The organism is Bradyrhizobium sp. (assembly GCF_049691595.1).
GTDB lineage: Bacteria > Pseudomonadota > Alphaproteobacteria > Rhizobiales > Xanthobacteraceae > Bradyrhizobium.
In genome coordinates, this window is sequence record NZ_JBAVNZ010000495.1 from 1 (window position 1) to 4,470 (window position 4,470).

Genomic DNA, 4,470 nt, shown 5'->3' on the forward strand with positions numbered 1-4,470 from the left:
ATGCAACTGCGCCAGGCGCGCGGCGTCGCGCAGGCTTGCCGGTTCGACCGCGGCGCGGCCGCCGCCCCACCATGCGGCAAGCCATGCCCTCATGACACGGCGGGCTGGTTGCGCAGCAAATCCTTCGCTGGCCGGGCGTCGGGCGCGCGCAGATAAAACGGCCGCGCCGGCGCGGTGTCCGGGCTGACGGCGGCCCCGACCCAGGCCACCCAGGCGATATCGGGCGCGGGCTGCGCGTCGATCGCGATCAGTGGCGGCGCCTGCGCCGGCCAGCGGTCGGCCAGGATTTTGGCGGCATTGCCGACCAGATACGGCGGGCCGAAGTGCGCGGCAGCGAGCGCCTCTGCGATCGGCGCCAGCTTCGGCCTGATCAGCGGACTGCCGTCGCCGCGGATGACCTGGAAATACACATGATCATGCCGCGCATCGATCGCGGAGATGATTGGATGCTCGCTGTTCCCCGCAACGATCGGGGCGGCGTAGGCGGTCAGCGTGGTCAGCCCCACCACGGGCTTGCCGGCGGCAAGTGCGATGCCGCGCGCGGCGGAGAGGCCGACGCGCAACCCGGTAAAACTGCCGGGGCCGGTGGTGACGGCGATGCGATCGAGCTCGGTGAAGGCGGCGCCGGACGCCGCCATCACGCGCGCGATCAGCGGCATCAGGGCTTCGGCGTGGCCGCGATTCATCGCCCGCGATTCCTGCGCGATCGTCCGCCCCGCATCGATGTCGAGCACGGCGGCGGAGCAGGCGTCGAGCGCCGTATCGATCGCGAGGATCAGCATGGAGGGGCAGTGGCGAGTAGCGAGTGGCGAATAGCGAATAGAACGTCAGAGCCAATCGCCAATCGCCATTCGCTACTCGCCATTCGCCACTTCCCTCACATCGGCCGGACTTCGACCACGTCGGGCACGAAATGCTTCAGCAGGTTCTGGATGCCATGCTGCAGGGTTGCGGTCGATGACGGGCAGCCGGCGCAGGAGCCCTTCATGTTGAGATAGACGATGCCGTCCCTGAAGCCGCGGAAGGTGATGTCGCCGCCGTCATTGGCGACCGCGGGGCGCACCCGCGTCTCGATCAGGTCCTTGATGGTCGCGACCGTGTCGGCGTCTTCTTCGTTGAAGAATTCGTCCTCCTCGTCGCGCACCTCGTCGCTTGCCGCGATGCCGTCGGCCAGCAGCGGCGCGCCGGACATGTAATGCTCCATGATGGCGCCGAGGATCGCAGGCTTCAGGTGCTGCCAGTCGCCGTCCGCCTTGGTCACGGTGACGAAGTCGGAGCCATAGAACACGCCGGTGACGCCTTGCACCGCGAACAGCCTTTCGGCGAGCGGCGAGCGTGAGGCCGCCTCGCGGTCGGCAAATTCCATGGTGCCGCCGTCGAGCACGACACGGCCCGGAATGAATTTGAGGGTGGCGGGATTGGGGGTGGCTTCGGTCTGGATGAACATGGCTTTTCTCCGGCCTCGCCGGTTCAAGGCCGGCGCGTGAGGGTTCCCTTAGCAGATGGCGACGGGGAACGCACGGTCAAGGGCGGGGATGGCTCCCATGCCGGGCCGTCCCCCGGCGTCCGTGGGGACACCCTATGACAGGGCATCGATATCCGCATCGCTGAGATCGCCGGGCACGATGACGACGGGGATCGGGAACGAGCCGGCGACCTGGGCGATCATGGCGATCAGCGGGCCGGGACCTTCCGCGCCGGGGTTGGCCGCCAGCACCAGCATCGCGATATCGACGTCCTTGTCGATGACATCGAGGATCTGCTCGGTCGGGTCGCCCTCGCGAATCGCCCGTTCGGGCGTGATCGCGGCAATTCCGTTGGCGCGGCCGGCGGCGCGGTCGAGCGCCTCATTGGCGGCTTCCTCGGCTTCGGCGCGCATGATGTCGGCGACGCCGAGCCATTGCTGGTTCTGGTCTTCGGTCTCGATGATCCGCAGCATCACCACGCCGCCGCCGACCCGGATCGCCCAGCGGCTGGCATAATAGACCGCGCGGTCCCACTCCGCGGTGTCGTCGACGATGACCAGGCATTTTGGCTTGTGACCCGTCTCGTAGCTTCGTCGCTGGGTGGTCATGCATGTCCCGGTGCTGCGCCAGACCGGCGCATGCTGCCACGGCGCAGCCGTCCCCGACAAGCGGCGTCGGCCGTCCGCGAGGGTGCAACGCCTAGCGCGGGCGGATGAAACCGACGATATCCTTGGTAGCGCGCATGGTTTCCTCGGCGATCGCCCGGGCGCGGTCGGCGCCGTCGATCAGGATCGCATCGACATGGCCGGGATCGGCGACCAGCCGCTGCATCTCGGAGGCGATCGGGGCGAGTTTGGCGACGCAAAGTTCCACCAGCGCATTCTTGAAGCTGGAAAACTGCCCGCCGCCGAATTCGGCCAGCACCTCGGCCTTGGCCCGGCCGGCGAGCGCCGCATAGATGCCGACCAGATTGTCGGCCTCGGGACGCGGCTCCAGCCCTTTTTCCTCCGACGGCAGCGGCTCCGGATCGGTCTTGGCCTTGCGGATCTTTTGCGCGATGGTGTCGGCATCGTCGGTGAGATTGATCCGCGAATTATCCGACGAATCCGATTTCGACATCTTTTTGGTGCCGTCGCGCAGCGACATCACCCGTGTCGCCGGGCCGGTGATCAGCGGTTCGGGCTGCGGAAAGAACAAGCCGTCATCAAAGCCGTGGCCGCGGATCGAGCTGCCGAAGTCATTGTTGAATTTCTGCGCGATGTCGCGCGACAGTTCGAGGTGCTGTTTCTGGTCCTCGCCGACCGGCACGTGGGTGGCGCGATAGACCAGGATGTCGGCCGCCATCAGCACCGGATAGTCGTAGAGTCCCACGGATGCGGCCTCGCGGTCCTTGCCGGCCTTGTCCTTGAACTGGGTCATGCGGTTCAGCCATCCGACCCGCGCCACGCAATTGAAGATCCAGGCCAGCTCCGCGTGCTCGGGCACCTGGCTCTGGTTGAATACGATATGCCTGTTCGGATCGATGCCGCTGGCGATAAAGGCCGCGGTGACCTCGCGGGTATTGCGCGCGAGCTCGGCCGGGCCGCCCCACACCTCCACCGGTTGCGTGATCGCGTGCATGTCGACCACGCAATAGAGACAGTTGTGCGTCTCCTGCAGCTTGACGAAATTGACGATCGCGCCAAGGTAATTGCCGAGATGCAGATTGCCCGTCGGCTGGACGCCCGAAAAAACCCGTTCGACAAAGGCCATGGTTTGGATTCCCGAGAATTATCGCTTTGGCGCCGTCGTTTGCCGACAGGCGCGGTGCGCCGTCGTTTGCCATGCAAGCCCTAGGCGTGCAAGTCGCCGGGCGCGGTGCGCCGGAGGGCGTTGACCGCCTCGCGCCAGCCGGTGACGCCGAAAAGCCAAAGAAGCAGGCCGTAGATCGCGATCGCGCCGACGATCAGGATCAGCAGGACGGCGGCCTGCACGAGGCCATGCGCATTCGCGGCGAGCGGCAACACGAACGCAGCCTTCAGCCACAACAGCGCGCCCATCGCCAGCGCGGCGGCGAAAATGCGCGGCAGCCGCCGGCGCGCGGCGGGGTCGATCGAGAACCCGAAGCTCGCCGCACCCTCACGGATCAGGGCGAAGGCGTTGTTCCAGGCGCCCAGCGCGATGCTGGCCGCGATGCCGGCGGCGCCGAAAAAATGGCCGAGCAGAACCGCCGCGACGATCGCAACCAGGGCCGCCTTGAGCGTGGCCAGCAACGGCGTCATCGTGTCCTCGCGCGCGAAAAACGCCGGCGACAACGCCTTGACCAGCACATGGGCCGGCAGCCCGAGCGCGAGCCACATCAGCGCCTGCGCGGCAGCGGCGGTATCGGCGGCGGTGAAGGCGCCGTGCTCGAACAATAGCCGCACGATCGGCGCGCTGAGCACGATCAGGCCAAGCGTTGCCGGCAACGCCAGTCCGGCCGCGAGCTCGAGGCCGCGCGATTGCGCATGGGAAACCGCGCCTGCGTCCCCGTCGCGCAACGCGCGCGTCAGTTCCGGAACGAGCACCGTGCCCATGGCGACGCCGACGATGCCGAGCGGCAGCTCACACAGGCGGTTGGCGAAATAGAGCCAGGAGACCGCCGCTGGCGACGCCGAGGCGATCACTGCGCCTGCAACCATCAGCCATTGCGGCGCGCTGCTGGCGATCATGCCGGGAATCGCCTTGCCGAAAAAACCGCGCATTTCGGCATCGAACGAAATCCGCGGCGGCGTCGCGGCGCGGCCGCCGCGCCAGGCCAGCATCGATAGCTGCATCAAGCCGGCGATGCCGACGGTGGCGGCCACGATCGGCGCGGCATCAACCGCGTCCTGCCGCCAGCCGAGCAGGGCGGCCATCACCGCGATCAGCGCGACATTGAACAACAGCGGCGAGAACGCGGTCAGCGCAACGCGCCCCTGCGCGTTCGACAGCGCCATCAGCACCGTCACCGGGCCGGCAAAGGCCAGATAAGGCAGCATCAGGC

Annotated in this window: 5 protein-coding genes and 1 pseudogene; all 6 read right to left on the bottom strand. The window is 67.4% G+C overall.

Annotation, left to right across the window (positions count from 1 at the left end; all coding sequences use genetic code 11):
* Positions 1-93: pseudogene (locus WCE35_RS20655) on the bottom strand (ribosomal-protein-alanine N-acetyltransferase RimI); the annotation flags it as partial.
* On the bottom strand, positions 90-782 hold the full coding sequence (gene tsaB / locus WCE35_RS20660; RefSeq protein WP_424595173.1) for a tRNA (adenosine(37)-N6)-threonylcarbamoyltransferase complex dimerization subunit type 1 TsaB: 693 nt from the start codon (positions 780-782) through the stop codon (positions 90-92). The pseudogene WCE35_RS20655 and the gene tsaB, both read right to left, overlap by 4 nt.
* 95 nt (positions 783-877) lie before the next feature.
* The gene (locus tag WCE35_RS20665) at positions 878-1,447 is read right to left on the bottom strand and encodes a NifU family protein (protein WP_424595174.1); all 570 of its coding nucleotides are present in this window, start codon (positions 1,445-1,447) and stop codon (positions 878-880) included.
* 132 nt (positions 1,448-1,579) lie between these two features.
* Positions 1,580-2,074 carry a universal stress protein gene (locus WCE35_RS20670; RefSeq protein WP_424595175.1) on the bottom strand — a complete coding sequence of 165 codons (495 nt, stop codon included), beginning with the start codon at positions 2,072-2,074 and terminating at the stop codon, positions 1,580-1,582.
* Between the two features lie 91 nt (positions 2,075-2,165).
* Positions 2,166-3,218 carry a tryptophan--tRNA ligase gene (gene trpS / locus WCE35_RS20675; protein ID WP_424595176.1) on the bottom strand — a complete coding sequence of 351 codons (1,053 nt, stop codon included), beginning with the start codon at positions 3,216-3,218 and terminating at the stop codon, positions 2,166-2,168.
* Positions 3,219-3,298: 80 nt separating this feature from the next.
* Positions 3,299-4,470: murein biosynthesis integral membrane protein MurJ (gene murJ / locus WCE35_RS20680; protein WP_424595177.1), on the bottom strand; the 1,172-nt coding region annotated here is incomplete at its 5' end.

Coding starts and splice junctions, on each gene's coding strand:
- WCE35_RS20670 (WP_424595175.1), bottom strand. CDS start 2,074: ATGACCACCCAGCGACGAAGCTACGAGACGGGTCACAAGCCAAAATGC.
- WCE35_RS20665 (WP_424595174.1), bottom strand. CDS start 1,447: ATGTTCATCCAGACCGAAGCCACCCCCAATCCCGCCACCCTCAAATTC.
- tsaB (WP_424595173.1), bottom strand. CDS start 782: ATGCTGATCCTCGCGATCGATACGGCGCTCGACGCCTGCTCCGCCGCC.
- trpS (WP_424595176.1), bottom strand. CDS start 3,218: ATGGCCTTTGTCGAACGGGTTTTTTCGGGCGTCCAGCCGACGGGCAAT.